The sequence below is a fragment of the Mesorhizobium sp. M0243 genome (genome assembly GCF_040321775.1).
Taxonomy (GTDB): Bacteria; Pseudomonadota; Alphaproteobacteria; order Rhizobiales; family Rhizobiaceae; genus Mesorhizobium.
Genome location: NZ_JAMYSF010000001.1, coordinates 79815 through 96746, shown reverse-complemented (window position 1 = coordinate 96746; position 16932 = coordinate 79815). Strand labels below are relative to the sequence as shown.

Here is a 16932-nt window from a genome sequence, read left to right as displayed (position 1 = left end):
ACGCTTTCGCTTAGCCCTTCGACACCAGCGCCAGCGCGCGGATCGGGCTGCCGGTGCCGTGCTCGATCTTGAGCGGCGCCGCGATCAGGATGGCGCCCTTTGGCGGCAGCTGGTCGAGGTTGCAAAGGCTGGCGAGGCCATAGCGGTTGGCTTTGTGCATCAGCGTGTGCGCCGGGAATGGCGGCTCCATGCCACCGGCTTTGCCGGCATCGGTGCCGATCGTCTCCGAGCCCCAGCCCTTGATGTCCTTGCTGATCAGGAACTGGATGGCTTCGGCCGTCGGGCCGGGCGTGTGCGGGCCGGTCTCGTTGGCGTTGAGGAACTCGGCTTCCGAGCCGTTGCGCTTGTACCAGTCGGTGCGCATCACCACCCATTCGCCGGCATTGATCGCGCCATGCTTGGCTTCCCAGGCCTTGATGTGGTCGACGGTGAGCAGGAAATCAGGGTCGCCGGCGGCTTCCTTCGAACAGTCGATGACATTGACCGGGCCGACGAAGTTCTGCGCCGGAATGGTGTCGGTGGCGCCGTCCGGATAATCCTTGCCGGAGATCCAGTGCTGCGGCGCATCGAAATGTGTGCCCGAATGCTCGCCGAGCTTCAGCCAGTTCCAGGCCCACCACGGACCGTTCTTGTCGTAACGGGAGATGTTGTGGATCTCGACCTTCGGCGTGTCGACGGCGAGTTCCGGCGGCAGCTTGATCAACGGCGTGTCCGGCCCGAGCGGCGCCGACAGGTCGACCACCTTGATGGCGCCTGAAAGAAGCTGGCCGGCGACCTCGCCGAGGAGTTTTTGCGTGTCCATGGTCTGAAGTTCCCTCTTTCGTGTGATGATCAAGGCTCGTCTCGGCCCTTAATATCCTACTAGACGAAAACATATGCATCTGCAATTATCTTTAAGCATAAAGGAAATGGGGACGAGGCGTGAGCGAGTTCGACGCCATCTTTGTCGGGGCGGGCCACAACAGTCTGGCATGCGCCGCGCATTTGGCGCTCAAAGGCTGGAAAACCGGGATTTTCGAGCGTAACGCAGCGATCGGCGGCGCCGTCCAGACGCGCGAATTCACCCTTCCCGGCTTCCGCCACGATTTCGGCGCGATGAATCTGAGCCTGTTCGCCGGCTCGGCCTTCCACCGGAAATATGCAAATGAATTGAAAGCGCAGGGGCTGGAGTTCGCGCCCGTTGCCGACTGTTTTGCCAGCGCGTTCCCGGACGGACGCTGGTTCGGCGTCAGCAACGATATGGAAAAGACCACTGCGCGCATGGCCGCCTTCTCCGCCACTGACGCCACGACATGGCGCAGGCTGGTCGCCGCCTTCCCGGCGGAGGCCGAACATCTGTTCCGGCTGCTGGGCTCGCCGATGAGCGCCCGCGCGCTTGCCGGCATCGCGTGGAACCTGTGGCGCAAGAAGGGCATGTCTGGGGCGCTCGATACAGGCCGGCTGCTGTTGTCCTCGCCCCGCGCCTGGCTGGAGGAAAATTTCCAGTCGCTGCATATCAGGGCAACGCTCGCCACCTGGGGCATGCATCTCGACTTCGCGCCCGACATCGCCGGGGGTGCGGTGTTCCCCTATCTGGAATCAATGGCCAACCAGAGCTTTGGCATGGTGCTGGGCAAAGGCGGCGCCGACACCATCATCCGCGCCCTGTCGGGCATGGTGACCTCCGCCGGCGGCAAGATTGTCACCGGCGCCGAAGTGGCCGAGATCACCGTTTCCGCCGGCAAGGCGACCGGCGTCCGGCTCGCTTCGGGCGAGACGTATACCGCCACCAAAGCGGTCATTGCCGGCGTCGCGCCGACGGCGCTGACCGGCAGATTGCTTCCCAATGGTTCGGGCGACGCCGGCTTCGATACGGCGATGCAGAAATTCCGCTATGCGCCGGGCACGATGATGATCCATCTGGCGCTCGACGATCTGCCGGACTGGCGTGCCGGAGCGGAGCTTCGGCAGTTCGCCTATGTGCATCTGTCGCCCTCGCTCGACGCCATGTCGCGCACCTATCAGCAGGCGATGGCGGGCATGCTGCCGGACGAACCGGTGCTGGTCGTCGGCCAGCCGACGGCGATCGACCCGTCGCGGGCGCCGGAAGGCAAGCATGTGCTGTGGGTGCAGGTGCGCATGCTGCCCGCCGAAATCCTGGGCGATGCCGCCGGCAAGATCGCACCGGACCATTGGGACAAGGTGAAGGAAGCCTACGCCGAGCGTGTCCTCGACATCATCCAGACCTACGCACCCGGCCTGCGAAACAAGATCCTTGGCCAGGCGGTGTTCTCGCCCATCGACCTCGAACGCGAGAATCCGAATCTCGTCGGCGGTGACCAGGTCTGCGGCAGCCATCATCTGGCGCAGAGCTTTTTATTCCGCCCGGCACGCGGCTATGCCGGCTGCAACACGCCGGTGGCGCATCTGCACCTCACCGGGGCCGCGACATGGCCGGGCGCCGGCACCGGTGCTGCGTCGGGCTTCATGCTCGCACAACAGCTTGGCGGGAGGTAGGAGCCGAGGATTTCCGTGAGGCTACAAGGGGCAAGGCGCTGCTGCCCGAGAAGCCTGAACCAATGAACTAAGACGCCGCGCGCAGAAACAAAACCAACAAGGGGAACGACCATGACAATCAACAGACGTGAATTGCTGGGATACAGCGCCGCGGCACTCGGGGCGGCCGCCATCGGCCTGCCGCAGATCGCCAAGGCAGCTGCCGGCGAACTGACCATCGCCTACAATGTCAACCTGCCGTCCTGGGATCCGACCACTGGACCTTCGGCCGTCAACCCGACCATCCAGGGTCTCTACCAATCGGTATTCGACCAGTTCATCCCGCAGAAGCCCGATTTGTCCTTCGCGCCGGGCCTGCTCACCGAATGGGGCTGGAACGACGACCGCACCAAGATCATGATGACGGTGCGCGAAGGCGTGACCTGGCATGACGGCTCGCCGTTCACGGCCGAGGACGTCGTCTGGTCGCTGCAGCGGGCAGGCGACGAAAAGACCGGCAACCCTATCCAGTTCGTCTGGAAGAACGTCAACAATTTCAAGATCGACGGCAACAAGATCACCGGCGACGTCGTGCAGTTCGACCCGGTCTATTTCAAATGGATGTCGTTCCTGACCGGCTACATCATGCCGAAAGCCTACTACGAAAAGGTCGGCGCCGAAGGTTTCGAGAAGGCGCCGATCGGCACCGGCCCCTACATGGTGGAAAAGTTCGAGCGCAACGCCTTCCTGCGGCTCAAGGCAAACCCGAACTATTGGGGCGGCAAGCCGGCCTTCGAGAATGTGACGATCAAGTTCGTCGCCGATGCGGCAAGCCGCGTCGCCGAGATCGAATCCGGCTCCTCGCAGGTGACGCTCGAAATCCCCTATGAGGAGTATGACCGGCTGATCGCCAAGGACGGGCTGGCCGGCTCGTGCAAGAACGTTTCCGACATCGGCATGATCTTCTTCAACGACATCGAGGCGATGCTGGACAAGAACGTCCGCCAGGCCGCCGTGATGGCCGTCGACAAGAAGCTGCTGGTCGATCGCCTGCTGCGCGGCTACGGCCAGCCGATCGATACGCTGGAAACGCCGGAATACGCATCCTACGACGCGTCGATCAAGGTCGAGCACAATCCGGAAAAGGCCAAGGAATTGCTGGCCGCTTCCGGCTATTCGCCGGAAAAGCCGGTCAAGTTCACCATCCAGACGACCAAGGGCTTCAAGCCCAAGGACTATGAGATGATCCAGGCGATCGTCGGCATGTGGCGCAAGGTTGGCATCGAGGCGACGATCGAAGTCTACGAGATCGCCAAGCACTACGAACTGCGCGCCGCCGACAAGCTGGCGCCGGCGGCCTTCTATAATTGGGGCAATGCCATCGGCGATCCGACCACCTCGACCGGCTTTGCCATGTACGGCCCGAGCCCGCATTCGGTGTGGGACAGCCAGGATTTGATCGACATGATCAATCCGCTGTGGGGCGAAAAGGACGAGGCCAAGCGCATCGCCGGCTGGAAGGCTGTCGACAAATACATCGCCGAGCAGGCCTATGTGCTGCCGCTGATCCAGTATGCGCAACCGATCGTGCATGCCAAGGGCGTCAATGTGGTGCAGCATGTGTCCGGCGCGCTGCTGCCGGCTCTGATGACCCCGGCCTGACCAATATGGGAGGGCACGCTGTCGCGAGACGGCGTGTCTTCTTTAACGACGCAGGCCCCTCATCCGGCCCTTCGGGCCACCTTCTCCCCGCTGGGGAGAAGAGACTGGCTGAGCCGTCGTCGACCTCTTCTCCCCTCGGGGAGAAGGTGGCCGCGAAGCGGCCGGATGAGGGGGCTGTTCGTTCCACCTGTCACTGAAACGCATTAGGCCTACGCCAGAATGCTCCTGCAAAGATTCCTGATCCGTCTGCTGACGATGCTGATCACGCTGTTCGGCGTGGCCGTCGTCGTCTTTGTCGTGATCCGCGTCGCGCCCGGCGATCCGATCGCCATGATGCTGCCACCGGGCGCGACGGATGCCGACATCGCCCGGCTGCGCGCGCTCTATGGGCTCGACAAGACCATCGTCCAGCAATTCTTCATCTGGCTCTCGGGCGTCGCCAGGGGCGATTTCGGCACCTCGATCTCGCTCAGCCAAGATGTGCTCGGCCTCGTCTTCAACCGGCTACCGGCGACGCTGGAACTCGCCATCGTCGCGCTTGTGATGGCGGTGACGCTCGGCGGCACCACGGCGATCATCGGCGCACGCGAGCGCGGCACGGCGGTCGAGGCCGGCATCGACATCGCCAGTGGTGCCGCGCTCTCGATACCCGATTTCCTGTGGGGCCTGGTGCTGATCCTGCTGTTCGGCGTGCTGGTGCCGATCTTCGACATTTCCGGCCGGGTGTCGCCGCAGCTCGACTTGCCCTTCGTCACCCAATTCTATCTGTTCGAGAGCCTGTTGCGCCTGCGCCTCGACCTCACCTGGGATCTCCTGAAGCACATGCTGATGCCGGCCGTGGCGCTTGCGCTGCCGCTGGCGGCAATCATCTCGCAGCTCTTGAAACAGTCCCTGAAGGAAGTGCTCGATCTCGACTATGTCGTGCTGGCGCGGGTGAAGGGGTTCTCGGAAACGCAGGTCATCCTGCGCGAGGCCTTGAAGAATGCCGCTTTGCCGACGCTGACACTGGTCGGCGTGCAGTTCACCTTCCTCATCGGCGGCACCGTCATCGTCGAGCGGCTGTTTTCCTATGAAGGCCTCGGCAATATGGCGATCGACGCCGTCATCAACCGCGACCTGCCGCTGATCCAGGGCATCGTGCTGGTCTTCGCGCTGCTGTTCGTGCTGATCAACCTCAGCGTCGACATGATGTACGCGCTGCTCAATCCGAGGCTGCGCCATGGATGAGGGCCGCGCACGAAGGCGAGGTGTGTCGCCACGCCTGTGGCTGGCCGGCGGCTGGCTGCTGCTGGCGCTGTTGGCCGCGATCTTCGCGCCGCTTGTCGCGCCGCAGGATCCGCTGGCGCAGGATTTGATGCTGGAACGACTGCCACCGTTCTGGGTGAGCGGTGCTGAGCCCGGCTATTGGCTGGGCACCGACAGCCTCGGCCGCGATCTGTTGTCGAGGCTGATCTTCGGCGGCCGCATCGCCTTCATCGTCGCCTTGTCCGCAGCCATCGCTGCGTGCCTGGTCGGCTCGACGCTGGGCCTGATCGCAGGCTATTTCGGCGGTTGGGCCGACCGCATCATCTCGCGCGTCGTCGATGTTTGGATGGCGTTTCCGCCGGTGCTGTTCGCCATATTGCTGGTGGCGGTGCTCGGCACGGGCTTGAGTTCCGTCATCCTTGCCATCGCCATCATCGACTGGACGCGCTTTTGCCGGGTGATCCGTGCCGAGACGATGGGTCAGTCGCGCATGGACTATGTCGAGAATGCCCGCATCGCCGGCTACGGCCGCATCGGCATCATGCTGCGCGAAGTGCTGCCCAATGTGGTGCCGTCGATCGTCGCATTGCTGTCGCTAGAAATGGGCATCGCCGTCATCGTCGAGGCGATCCTGTCCTTCGTCAATCTGTCGATCTCGACCGACGATCCGACCTGGGGAGGCATCATCGCCGAGGGCCGGCTGTCGATCCATCAGGCCTGGTGGGTGCTGGTGTTCCCGCTGATCACGATGATCCTGACCGTGCTGTCGTTCAGCCAGTTCGGCGAGGCGCTGAAGACGCGTTTCGATCCGGTGCTGCGATGAGCGCCTGTCTCGACATCAGGGATCTGAGCGCGGTGCTGCCCAACGGCCAGCGCGTGCTGCGATCGGTGTCGCTTGCGGTCCAGCCCGGTGAAGTCCGCGCGCTGGTCGGCGAAAGCGGCGCCGGCAAGACGATGATCGGCAAGGCGGTGCTCGGCGTCCTGCCTTCGAGTGTGCGCATTGTCGAAGGCGACATGCGGCTTGAAGGCGAAGACCTCGGCAAGCTTCCGCCCAAGGCACGGCGCACGCTGATCGGGGCACGCACGGCGCTGATCCCGCAGGACCCGCTGACAGCGCTTAACCCGTCGCGCCGCGTCGGCTCGCAGATGACTGACCGGCTGGTGCGCATCCTCGGCTGGAGTGGCGAGAGGGCCGATACCCGCATTCGGCAATTGCTGGACGAGGTGCAAATCCGCGATCCCGACCGTGTGCTGAAAAGCTATCCGCACGAACTGTCAGGCGGCATGCGCCAGCGCGTGCTGATCGCCGCCGCCTTCGCCGCGGAGCCAAGGCTGATCGTCGCCGACGAGCCGACCACGGCTCTCGATGTGACCGTACAAAAACAGATCCTGCGGCTGATCGTGCAGTTGCAGCGCGAGCACGGCACGGCGATCCTGTTCGTCACCCATGACCTCGGCGTCGTCGCCAAGATCAGCCAGAAGGTATCGGTGCTCTATGCCGGCAAGGTGGTGGAGGAGGCCGAGACCGCAGCGCTCTTCGCCGCGCCGCAGCACCCCTATACACGAGCGCTGATGGCGGCGACGCCACGCTACACCGATCCTTTCGCCTCGCTGAAGCCGGTGGACGAGGCGGTTCTGGCCGGGCTTGCTTCGGAGATCGCTGCCGCCGACCAAGCCTGGAGGCGGCCGCATGGCTGAGCCACTGTTCTCCGTGCGCGGGCTGAAGGTCGCGCTGCCCGACATGACGCGCAAGCCACTGATCGGCCGCGCGCCATTGGTCGAAATCCTGAAGGGCCTGGACTTCGACCTGCCCAAGGGCTCGGTGACCGGCATCGTCGGCGAATCCGGATCGGGAAAATCAACGCTCGGCCGCGCTTTGGTACGCCTGCTGCAACCCAGCGCAGGCAGCATCACTTTCGACGGCCGCGACATCACCCATCTGCCGGAAGCCGAACTGCGGCCGCTGCGCCGCAATCTGCAGATGATCTTCCAGGATCCGATGTCGTCGCTCAACCCGCGCCGCACCATTGCCAGCATCATCGCCGCGCCGCTGAAACAGAACGGCCTTGGCGACAATCTGAAGGCACGCGTCGCCGAGGCGCTGCAGCGTGTCGGCCTGCCGCAGAGTTTTGCCAGCCGCTACCGCCACGAACTGTCGGGCGGCCAGCGCCAGCGCGTCGGCATTGCGCGCGCTCTGGCGCTGTCGCCGAAATTCGTGCTGGCCGACGAGATCGTCTCCGGCCTCGACGTATCGACGCAAGCGCAGATCCTGACCCTGCTGGAAAAGCTGGCGGCGGAGATGGGGCTGACCGTCGCTTTCATCAGCCACGATCTGTCTGTTATTCGGCGGCTGTGCCGGCAAGTGATTGTCATGCGCGAAGGCATGATCGTCGAAGCGAGCGCCACCGACGCCTTGTTCGACAAGCCGCAGCAGGCCTACACGCGCGATCTCATCGCGGCCATTCCGCTGCCCGAGATCGATGCTGGCTGGCTGGACATCCCCGCCGCCGCCAAGGCGCCGACATGAATGCATACGCACGCCGAAGAGCGGGCCTCGGACGTGCGACCACAAAGACCCAAGTCCCGCCAAATGGAGAGGACTGACATGAAGACCACAATCGCAATTGCAACGGTGGCCGCCGCGATGCTCGGCAGCGCCGGCATGGCCTCGGCGGATTCGATCCCAGGCATGCGCGGCCACGACCACACCGGCATCACCGTTCCCGACATGAAGCAAGCGGTCGACTTCTTCACCGAAGTGGTCGGCTGCAAGAAGGCGATGTCGTTCGGTCCGTTCGCCGACGACAAGGGCACCTTCATGCAGGATCTCCTGGGCGTCGACCCGAAGGCGGTGATCGAAGAGGTCACCATGGTCCGCTGCGGTTATGGCTCGAACATCGAGCTGTTCAAATACACAGCACCGGACCAGAAGGCCCTGACGCCGAAGAACAGCGACATTGGCGGCTTCCATATCGCCTTCTATGTCGACGATGTCGCAGCCGCGAAGGCCTATCTCGAAGCCAAGGGCGTCAAGACAAGGATGGGACCATTGCCGGTCAACGAAGGACCCGCCGCCGGCCAGACCATCCTCTACTTCCAGGCGCCGTGGGGTCTGCAACTGGAGGCGATCAGCTATCCGTCGGGTATGGCCTACGAGAAGGGCGCCGAGACGGTGCTGTGGAGCCCGAAGAGCCCGGAAAAGTGATCCGGCAGCGCGCTTGCGCGATGACACGCAGGCGCGCTTTCGCCATGTCAGGACAATCGTTTTGATATAAAACTTTAAGCTTGAAATATCGTGTCGCCGGCGCGATACTGAACTCCAGCAAGCGAAGAGGAGATCGCAGACATGAAGGTTGCGGTTCTCGGCGGCGGACCAGCCGGCCTCTACTTTGCCATTTCGATGAAGCTGAGGGACGCCGCGCATGATGTGACGGTGTTCGAGCGCAACCGCGCCGACGACACGTTCGGCTGGGGCGTCGTGCTTTCGGCCGAGACGCTCGACAATCTGTCGAAAAACGACCCGGTCAGCGCCGTCTGGATCAAGAAGCACTTTGCCTACTGGGACGACATCGCCGTCATCCATGACGGCGTGCGCACGGTCTCGTCAGGTCATGGTTTCTGCGGCATCGGCCGCAAGCGGCTGCTGGTCCTGCTGCAGCGCCGGGCGCGCGAACTCGGCGTCAAGCTGATGTTCGAGACCGACATCGCAGATCCCAAGCCCTACATGGCGACGCATGATCTGGTCGTCGCGGCCGACGGCCTGAACTCCAGGGCGCGCAACAGTTTCGTCGACATCTTCAAGCCCGACATCGACACCCGCAAATGCAAGTTCGTCTGGCTCGGCACCAACCAGAAGTTCGACGACGCCTTCACCTTCATCTTCGAGAAGACCGAGCATGGCTGGGTGTGGGCGCACGCCTACCAGTTCGACAGCGACACCGCGACGTTCATCGTCGAGTGCAGCGAACAGACCTGGGCTGCCTTCGGCTTCGGTGCGATGTCGCAGCAGGAATCGATCGCCGTTTGTGAGCGGATCTTCGAAAAACATCTCGGCGGCCACGCGCTGATGACCAACGCCAACCACATCCGTGGTTCCGCCTGGATCAATTTTCCGCGCGTGCTGTGCGAGCGCTGGTCCTACAAGAATCTGGCACTGATGGGCGATGCGGCGGCATCCGCGCATTTCTCGATCGGCTCCGGCACCAAGCTGGCACTGGAAAGTGCTGTGGCGCTGGCCGAATATGTCGAAACCGAGCCGGACCTGGACGCCGCCTTCCGTAGATATGAGGATGCCCGCCGCACCGAGGTGCTGAAGCTGCAATCGGCGGCGCGCAATTCGCTGGAATGGTTCGAGGAGGTCGAGCGCTATCTCGGCCTCGATCCGGTGCAGTTCAACTATTCGCTATTGACCCGCTCGCAGCGCATCAGCCACGAGAATTTGCGGCTGCGCGATGCCGAATGGCTTGAAAGCGCGGAAGAATGGTTCCAGCGCCAGGCAGGCGCCGGCGGCAACAGCCTGCGCCGCGCGCCGATGTTCGCCCCGTTCAAGCTGCGCGACATGAGGCTGCAGAACCGCGTCGTCGTCTCGCCGATGGCGCAGTACAAGGCCGTCGACGGCTGTCCGACCGACTGGCATTTCACCCACTATGCCGAGCGGGCCAAGGGCGGCGCCGGGCTCATCTATATCGAGATGACCTGCGTCAGTCCGGAAGGGCGGATCACGCCCGGTTGTCCCGGTTTCTACGCGCCCGAACATGAGGTGGCGTGGAAGCGGCTGGTCGACTTCGTCCACACCGAGACCGAAGCGAAGATCTGCGCCCAGATCGGCCATTCCGGCGCCAAGGGCTCGACCCGGCTTGGCTGGGAGGGCACCGACGTGCCGCTGACCTCCGGCAACTGGCCTATCATGGCGGCCTCGGCCGTTGCCTGGTCGCCTGAGAACCAGGTGCCGAGGGCGATGGACCGTGCCGACATGGACCGGGTGCGTGACGAATTCGTGGCTTCGGCGGAAATGGCCGGTCGCTGCGGCTTCGACATGCTCGAGATCCACGCCGCGCACGGCTATCTCTTGTCGTCCTTCATCACCCCGGTCACCAACCGGCGCACGGATGCCTATGGCGGTTCGCTGGAGAACCGCATGCGCTATCCCCTCGAAATCTTCCGCGCGGTGCGCGCCGCCTGGCCGGCGGAAAAACCGATCTCGATGCGCATTTCGGCCAATGACTGGGTCGGCATCGAAGGTGTGACGCCAGCCGATGCGGTCGAGATCGCCCGGCTGCTGCATGAGGCCGGCGTCGACATTTGCGACGTCTCGGCCGGCCAGACCTCGGCACTGGCGAAGCCGGTCTATGGCCGCATGTTCCAGACGCCGTTTTCCGACCGCATCCGCAACGAGGTCGGCATGGCCACCATGGCGGTCGGCAACATCTACGAGCCGGACCATGTCAACTCGATCCTGATGGCCGGCCGCGCCGATCTGGTGGCGCTGGCACGGCCGCATCTCGCCGATCCCTACTGGACGCTGCATGCGGCGGTGACGCTCGGCGACCGCGGTGTCAAATGGCCAGATCCCTATCTGCCCGGGCGCGACCAGCTCTACCGTCTGGCCGAGCGCGACGCGGCAGCGGGGCTGAAAGTATGATTGTTTTTCATTTGCCACGTCAGCGCTATACCCCCACCCCTAGCCCCTCCCCACAAGGGGGAAGGGGACCAAGTCGCAATCGGCTCTGGAACCGCAGAAGTTTGCAATGGATGGGCGCTGTCGTAGCCTTCTCCCTCCCCCTTGTGGGGAGGGTTAGGGGTGGGGGCACTTGGCGCCAAGTTTCGAGGATTGGCGCATGATCGCGGGCAAGCATGCGCTGGTCACAGGCGGTGGGTCCGGTGTCGGCCGGGCCGTTGCGCTGGCGCTGGCTGCTGCCGGCATCGACGTGACCATCTGCGGCCGCCGGGAAGCGGAGCTCACTGAGGTGGCCGGCGAGAACGACCGCATCTTCGGCATTGTCGCCGATGTCACCGACGAGGCGGCAATGGCGGCGCTCTACGAGAGGGCGCAAGCCGCGCGTGGCCCCTTCGACATCGTCGTCGCCAATGCCGGCATGGCCGGCAGCGCCCCGGCGCACAAAACCGCGCTCAGCGACTGGCAGCGGACGCTCGACGTCAATCTGACCGGCGCCTTCCTGACCGTGAAGCCGGCGCTGGCCGGCATGGCCGCGCGGAAAACGGGACGAATTGTTTTCATCGCCTCGACCGCCGGCCTGAAAGGCTACGCCTACGTCGCGTCTTACGTCGCCGCCAAGCATGGCGTCATCGGCCTGATGCGGGCTCTTGCCGCCGAAACAGTGAAATCGGGCGTCACCGTCAACGCCGTGTGCCCAGGCTTTGTGGAAACCGAAATGCTGGAAGAGTCCATCCAGCGCATCATCGAGAAGACCGGCCGCTCGGTCGAGCAAGCGCGGTCAAGCCTCGCCTCGACCAACCCGCAAGGCCGCTTCATCCAGCCGGATGAGGTCGCCGCGGCCGTGCTGTGGCTCTGCGGCGACGCCGCCCAGTCGATAACGGGACAGGCGATTTCCATCTCAGGAGGCGAAACATGGTAGCCGGCCCCCTGCCCGCGCCGTCGGGACCCGGCAAGGACCGCTTGCGGCTGTGGATCAGGCTGTTGCGCGCCTCGCGCACGATCGAGGCCGAGCTGCGCGAGCGGCTGAAGAAGGAATTCAACACGACGCTGCCGCGCTTCGACGTGATGGCCGCCCTCTATCGCGCGCCGGAAGGCATGCTGATGAGCGATCTGTCGCGGTTCCTGCTGGTCTCCAACGGCAATGTCACGGGCATCGTCGACCGGCTGGTTTCGGAAGGACTTGTCGCCCGCGCGAGGCGCAATGGCGACCGCCGCACGTCGATGGTGCGGCTGACCGAGGAAGGCACGCAGGCCTTCGCCACCATCGCCGCGGCGCATGAAGGCTGGATCGGTGAATTGCTGGGCAAGGTCAGCGAGGACGACGCGCGCCGGCTGACCGGCATGCTGACCTCGTTCCGCAGCAACTGGGAGGGACGCGAATGACCGCAATGGCCGGACGCAAGCCGAAGCATTTCCTCTGGGAGGTTGAGGGCAGGATCGCAAAGGTCCGGCTCGACCGGCCCGAGCGCAAGAACCCGCTGACCTTCGACAGCTATGCGGAACTCCGCGACACATTCCGCGACCTGGTCTATGCCGATGACGTCGACGCCGTGGTGTTCCTGTCCAATGGCGGCAATTTCTGCTCCGGCGGCGATGTCCACGACATCATCGGCCCGCTGGTCAAGATGGACATGAAGCAGCTTCTCGCCTTCACCCGCATGACCGGCGATTTCGTCAAGGCGATGCTGAATTGCGGCAAGCCGATCATTGCGGCGGTCGACGGCGTCGCGGTCGGCGCCGGTGCCATCATTGCGATGAGCTCCGATATCCGCATCGCCACGCCGGAAGCCAAGACCGCGTTCCTGTTCACCCGCGTCGGCCTCGCCGGCTGCGACATGGGCGCCTGCGCGATCCTGCCGCGCATCATCGGCCAGGGCCGCGCCGCCGAACTGCTCTACACCGGCCGTACCATGACGGCGGCGGAAGGCGAACGCTGGGGTTTCTACAACCGGCTGGTCGATGCCGCCTCGCTGGAGGCCGACGCGCTCGACATGGCGGCGCGCATCGTCTCCGGCCCGACCTTTGCGCACGGCATCACCAAGACGCAGCTCAACCAGGAATGGTCGATGGGTCTCGACCAGGCGATCGAGGCGGAAGCGCAGGCGCAAGCGATCTGCATGCAGACCCGCGACTTCGAGCGCGCCTACAAGGCGTTCGTGGCCAAGGAAAAGCCGGTGTTCGAGGGGGATTGAGGATGAGCGGTTTGCGCCCAGGCACCCCCCTCTGCCCTGCCGGGCATCTCCCCCGCAAGGGGGGAGATCAGCGGTTTCGTTGGCAGCGCCCATACTGCAATTTTGGAGATTGGCGAAAGCCAAAACAACGTCCGATCTCCCCCCTTGCGGGGGAGATGCCCGGCAGGGCAGAGGGGGGTGTGAAGGATCGCTGCGCGGAAGGAGGCACCCATGCCTGACCGCTCCTTCCTCTCCTGGCCGTTCTTCGAAGACCGCCATCGCGAGTGGGCCGAACAACTCGACGCATGGTGCGCTAAAAACCTGCCGGTCGATCACCATGATGTCGACGCCGCCTGCCGCGAGCTGGTCAGCAAGCTCGGGCGAGACGGCTGGCTGAAGCCGACGGCGCTCGACACGGACAATCCTGGCCCCCTCGACGTCCGCACTTTGTGCATCACGCGCGAGACACTCGCCCGCCATGACGGGTTGGCCGATTTCGCCTTCGCCATGCAAGGGCTCGGCACCGGCGCGCTCAGCCTGTTCGGTACGCCGGAGCAACAGCAATGGCTTTCGAAGACACGTGCCGGCAAGGCGATATCAGCCTTCGCCCTGTCGGAACCGCGCTCGGGGTCGGATGTCGCCAACACGGAAATGACGGCGACCCGCGACGGCGACAGCTATGTTCTTTCCGGTGAAAAAACCTGGATCTCCAATGGCGGCATCGCCGACCTCTATGTCGTCTTTGCCCGCACCGGCGAGGCGCCGGGCGCCAAGGGGCTTTCCGCCTTCCTCGTGCCTGGCGACGCCAGGGGCCTTGGCATCGCCGAACGGCTGGAAGTAATCGCGCCGCATCCGCTGGCGCGGCTGTCTTTCGACCAGGTCCGCCTGCCAGCCGCCGCACTGATCGGCAAACCGGGCGATGGCTTCCGCATCGCCATGTCGGTGCTCGACGTGTTCCGTTCGACCGTCGGCGCGGCGGCGCTTGGCTTTGCCCGCCGCGCACTGGACGAGAGCATCAAACGCGTGGCGGAGCGCAAACTGTTCGGCGCCCCGATGGCCGAATTGCAGATGGTGCAGGGGCATATCGCCGATATGGCGCTCGACGTCGATGCGGCGGCGCTTCTGGTCTACCGCGCTGCGTGGACCAAGGACATGGGGGCCGCGCGGGTCACACGCGAGGCGGCGATGGCCAAGCTGTTTGCCACCGACAAGGCGCAAGAGGTGATCGACAAGGCTGTGCAGCTGCATGGCGGCGACGGTGTCCGCAAGGGCCACATCATCGAAAGCCTGTATCGCGAGATCCGCGCGCTGCGCATCTACGAGGGTGCCTCCGACGTGCAGAAGGTGGTGATCGCGCGGCAGGTGATGGGCGCGGCCTGACGGCAGAGATTTTGACGAGCGTTCGATTTTGAAAATTGGGTTTTGGAATACCGGGAGGTTTTGGATGCACAGGATTCTGCAGCCCGAAGGCTGGGCAAAACCTGTCGGCTACGCCAATGGCGTCGCCGCGCGCGGGCAGCTCGTCTTCGTCGGCGGACAGGTCGGCTGGAACGGGCAATGCCAGTTCGAGACCGACGATTTTGTCGGCCAGGTGTGGCAAACGCTTCAGAACATCGTGGCGGTGCTGGCCGAGGCCGGTGCCGGACCGCAGCACATCACCTCGATGACCTGGTATTTTACCGACAAGGCCGAATACCTAGCCAACCTCAGGGGCATCGGCGAGGCCTATCGCGAGGTCATCGGCCGGCATTTTCCGGCGATGGCCGCCATGCAGGTGGTGGCGCTGGTCGAAGACCGGGCCAAGGTGGAGATCCAGGCGACTGCCGTTATTCCGGAATAGGGAATTCGTTCGTCCGGAGTAAACGCCCATTACTTCGTCATCCACGGGCGAAGCAAGGAGCGAAGCGACGCGGCGCAGACCCGAGGATCCATGCCGGGACTCCAAAGCGTCACCACGGTCCAGAATTCTGCACCGCTGCACACTCCACGGCCGAAGTCGCGGCATGGATCCCAGGGTCTCCGCGACGGAGCTGCGCTCCTGCTTCGCCCAGGGATGACGACGTTGGGGAGGGCTTCGGCTAATTCCGAATATCCGCGATGATCCACCGCAACTGATCACCACTACTATGCGCGAAGCCCCGCCTTCCGCAAAATCGGCAGCACGTGATCGCAGAAATAGGGCAACTCCCTGGTGTAATTGACGAAGGACAGCGCCATGCCCTGGTAGCCATGCCCGGCAATGGCGACCATGTCGGCGGCGATCGTTTCCGGCGTTCCGATCAGCGGGTAGGTGCCGGCGCCGCCGGCGAAACGCTGCCGGTAGCGGTCATAGGCGTGCGGGTCGTGCGACTGCGAGAATTCCTTCTTGCCGGCCATGTGGGCATCGACGGCGTCGTGGTCGGCCATATGGACCGCATAGCGCGTGTAATATGCCCGCGCCTCTTCCATCGTCGGGCGGCAGACGACATGCGCCACGGTGTAGACGCCGACATCACGGCCCACCTTGTCTGCCCGCTCGCTGATGTCGGCGACATGTTTGCCGGCATCGCCCATTTCGGAAAAGGTCGTGAACAGATAGTCGCATCTCGCGGCGGCGAAATCGCGGCCGGGCCCGCCGAAAGCGGCGTTCATGGTCACCGGGCGCGGCACCTGCAGACTGGCCGGACGGCTGACGGCTTCCTTGAGGCGGTAGTAGGTGCCCTCATAGTCGAGCGGGTCGGGCGAGGCATAAAGCTTTTCGAGGATTTCGATCCATTCCGCTGCCTGGTCGTAGCCCTTCTCGACCAGAGGCGTGCCGAACATGCCGAATTCCTTCGGATTCCAGCCGCAGACGATATTCAGGCCGGCGCGACCCTGGCTGATGTGGTCGACCGTCGCCAGCGCCTTGGCGGCATAGAGCGGATGCACCAGCGGCACATGCACGGTCATGAACAGGCCGATCTGCTCGGTGGCCATGGCAAGGGCCGCCGCCCAGGTGAAGGTCTCGAACGACCATTCCCGCACCTTGTTGCGGCCGCCAAAACCGCGCCAGCGGGCGATCGGCAGCATGAACTCCAGCCCGGCACGGTCGGCGATCTGGGCTGCGGTCAGATTGTCCTGCCAGCTTGCCGTCCAGCGTTCAGGCACATCGGTTATGGCCAGCCCGCCATCGGCATTGGTCGAAAAGACCCCAGCTTCAATCTGTTCGGGCCGTGCAAGGGGTGTGGTTTGTTCATGTCGCGACCTCCCGGCGAGAGAGCACACGCTAGGCCCGCGCAGAGATATTTCAAGCCTGAAATAGCTTCGCGTCGCCATCGCTCGCAGGTATCGGTTCCAGCGGGCCGCACCGTGTCCGCCACGCAACGGACACCGCAGCTTTTTAAGCTTAAAACTTTCGCCTTGAAAAGCGCCGCACTTTGGATAAGCATTCCAGAGTCGATGGCGATTGCCGTGCCGGACGGGCTTGCCGGCCAGTCCATCGTGCAGACCAGTTCATCGTGCCGGCCAGTCCATCGTGGGTGCTCCGGGTGGGAGTCTCAGTTCTTGTCGTTCATACTGCCCCAGTCATCATCCAATGCGCGCCATGCCTTCGATGAAGTGCGCGCGCAGATCCGCGATCTGCAACACAAAACGTCGCCAACCATGACCGCATGGTCGCTGCCATGAATTGACGTCCTGCGTGAAGCGGGGCGGCAAAAAACCGTGCGGGAGCAACCCGCCCGA

At 64.1% G+C, this 16932-nt stretch carries 15 protein-coding genes and 1 pseudogene; 14 read left to right on the top strand and 2 right to left on the bottom strand.

What is annotated here, in order from left to right; translation table 11 throughout:
* Positions 1 to 10 precede the first annotated feature (10 nt).
* On the bottom strand, positions 11 to 802 hold the full coding sequence (locus NKJ11_RS00430) for a cyclase family protein (RefSeq protein ID WP_023811466.1): 792 nt from the start codon (positions 800 to 802) through the stop codon (positions 11 to 13).
* A 119-nt stretch (positions 803 to 921) separates the two neighbouring features.
* Here NKJ11_RS00430 and NKJ11_RS00425 point away from each other — a divergent pair, with 119 nt between their 5' ends.
* From NKJ11_RS00425 to NKJ11_RS00365, 13 genes are all read left to right on the top strand, one after another.
* Positions 922 to 2496, top strand: a complete 1575-nt coding sequence (locus NKJ11_RS00425) for a phytoene desaturase family protein (RefSeq protein ID WP_352792477.1) — start codon at positions 922 to 924, stop codon at positions 2494 to 2496.
* A 111-nt stretch (positions 2497 to 2607) separates the two neighbouring features.
* Complete coding sequence (locus tag NKJ11_RS00420) at positions 2608 to 4137, top strand: ABC transporter substrate-binding protein (protein WP_352631113.1); 1530 nt, start codon at positions 2608 to 2610, stop codon at positions 4135 to 4137.
* 219 nt (positions 4138 to 4356) lie between these two features.
* A complete protein-coding gene (locus NKJ11_RS00415) occupies positions 4357 to 5364 on the top strand; it encodes an ABC transporter permease (protein WP_352631111.1) in 1008 nt (335 codons plus the stop codon).
* Positions 5357 to 6205, top strand: a complete 849-nt coding sequence (locus NKJ11_RS00410; protein WP_352631109.1) for an ABC transporter permease — start codon at positions 5357 to 5359, stop codon at positions 6203 to 6205. The genes NKJ11_RS00415 and NKJ11_RS00410 overlap by 8 nt, the downstream gene beginning before the upstream one ends.
* Positions 6202 to 7080, top strand: a complete 879-nt coding sequence (locus tag NKJ11_RS00405) for an ABC transporter ATP-binding protein (RefSeq protein WP_352631107.1) — start codon at positions 6202 to 6204, stop codon at positions 7078 to 7080. Before NKJ11_RS00410 ends, NKJ11_RS00405 begins: the two co-directional genes overlap by 4 nt.
* The gene (locus NKJ11_RS00400) at positions 7073 to 7909 is read left to right on the top strand and encodes an ATP-binding cassette domain-containing protein (protein WP_352631105.1); all 837 of its coding nucleotides are present in this window, start codon (positions 7073 to 7075) and stop codon (positions 7907 to 7909) included. The genes NKJ11_RS00405 and NKJ11_RS00400 overlap by 8 nt, the downstream gene beginning before the upstream one ends.
* 78 nt (positions 7910 to 7987) lie before the next feature.
* Positions 7988 to 8587 carry a VOC family protein gene (locus tag NKJ11_RS00395; protein ID WP_352792476.1) on the top strand — a complete coding sequence of 200 codons (600 nt, stop codon included), beginning with the start codon at positions 7988 to 7990 and terminating at the stop codon, positions 8585 to 8587.
* A 141-nt stretch (positions 8588 to 8728) separates the two neighbouring features.
* Positions 8729 to 11023, top strand: coding sequence for a bifunctional salicylyl-CoA 5-hydroxylase/oxidoreductase (locus NKJ11_RS00390; RefSeq protein ID WP_352631101.1), 2295 nt, complete (start codon positions 8729 to 8731; stop codon positions 11021 to 11023).
* 196 nt (positions 11024 to 11219) lie between these two features.
* Positions 11220 to 11978, top strand: a complete 759-nt coding sequence (locus NKJ11_RS00385) for an SDR family NAD(P)-dependent oxidoreductase (RefSeq protein WP_352792475.1) — start codon at positions 11220 to 11222, stop codon at positions 11976 to 11978.
* Positions 11972 to 12442, top strand: coding sequence for a MarR family winged helix-turn-helix transcriptional regulator (locus tag NKJ11_RS00380; RefSeq protein ID WP_023811475.1), 471 nt, complete (start codon positions 11972 to 11974; stop codon positions 12440 to 12442). The genes NKJ11_RS00385 and NKJ11_RS00380 overlap by 7 nt, the downstream gene beginning before the upstream one ends.
* A complete protein-coding gene (locus NKJ11_RS00375; protein ID WP_023811476.1) occupies positions 12439 to 13251 on the top strand; it encodes an enoyl-CoA hydratase family protein in 813 nt (270 codons plus the stop codon). The genes NKJ11_RS00380 and NKJ11_RS00375 overlap by 4 nt, the downstream gene beginning before the upstream one ends.
* 210 nt (positions 13252 to 13461) lie before the next feature.
* Positions 13462 to 14610, top strand: a complete 1149-nt coding sequence (locus NKJ11_RS00370) for an acyl-CoA dehydrogenase family protein (RefSeq protein ID WP_352792473.1) — start codon at positions 13462 to 13464, stop codon at positions 14608 to 14610.
* A 64-nt stretch (positions 14611 to 14674) separates the two neighbouring features.
* Complete coding sequence (locus NKJ11_RS00365) at positions 14675 to 15070, top strand: RidA family protein (protein ID WP_352792472.1); 396 nt, start codon at positions 14675 to 14677, stop codon at positions 15068 to 15070.
* Between the two features lie 284 nt (positions 15071 to 15354).
* Here the strand turns inward: NKJ11_RS00365 and NKJ11_RS00360 are convergent.
* A pseudogene (locus NKJ11_RS00360) lies at positions 15355 to 16445 on the bottom strand (LLM class flavin-dependent oxidoreductase).
* Positions 16446 to 16557: 112 nt separating this feature from the next.
* On the opposite strand from NKJ11_RS00360, the gene NKJ11_RS00355 reads away from it, so the two are divergent.
* Positions 16558 to 16875 carry a hypothetical protein gene (locus NKJ11_RS00355; RefSeq protein WP_164893002.1) on the top strand — a complete coding sequence of 106 codons (318 nt, stop codon included), beginning with the start codon at positions 16558 to 16560 and terminating at the stop codon, positions 16873 to 16875.
* The last annotated feature ends 57 nt before the right edge of the window (positions 16876 to 16932 follow it).